Here is a 709-nt window from a genome sequence, read left to right on the forward strand (position 1 = left end):
TCCGGGACGCGCGGCGTCGGGACCTCGGCCACGGGGGCCGCGGGCTCGGCGACGGGCTCCGGCGCGGCGGGGGCCTCGGCGGGCGCGGCCGGCGCGGAACCGTCCGTCGCCTGCACAGCCTCGATCGCCGCGATCACCGCGTCGATCTCCACGCCGCCCTCGCCACCCTGCACCTCGACCGCGCGCAGGATCTCGCGGATCGTGTCCACGAGGCGCAGCAGCACGTCGGTGGTCGGCTGGTCCATGGACCGGCGGCCGTCGCGCAGCTCCACCAGCAGGTTCTCACCCGCGTGGGCCACGCGCTCCAGGCGCGAGAACGCCAGGAACCCGCTGGTCCCCTTGATCGTGTGGATCGTCCGGAACACGCTCGAGATGAGCGAGCGCGAACCCGGCTCGCTCTCGAGCGCGACCAGGTCCTGGTCCAGCTGGTCGAGATTCTCGTGGCTCTCGACCAGGAACTCGCGGACGATCTCGTCCATGTCCTCCACTGCTGCCTCCTCGCGGGTGGGCCCCGTCTGAGGTGTGGATCGGCGGACCGGGAGGCTGCGTGAGGCTTTTGCGGCGTCAGCGGTGCCGCGGGCCGGGTGAACGCCCCGGCGTCACCCACCTGGGTGACACCCGCGGGCGTCAGTCCCGGGGGCGGCGGGGGCCCGGGCGACCGGGCGCGGGGCGCGGCGCGGGGGCCTCGGCGGCGTCGGGCTCGGCGGTC

Annotated in this window: 1 protein-coding gene; it reads right to left on the reverse strand. The window is 75.5% G+C overall.

Translation table 11 applies throughout. From position 1 onward, the window contains the following. The coding region (locus EBM89_RS20820) for an Hpt domain-containing protein (protein ID WP_233571897.1) at nucleotides 1-479 on the reverse strand (479 nt) is incomplete at its 3' end. Between the last annotated feature and the right edge of the window lie 230 nt (nucleotides 480-709).

It is taken from the genome of Cellulomonas triticagri, from assembly GCF_003696205.1.
In the GTDB taxonomy this organism is placed as follows: domain Bacteria; phylum Actinomycetota; class Actinomycetes; order Actinomycetales; family Cellulomonadaceae; genus Cellulomonas; species Cellulomonas triticagri.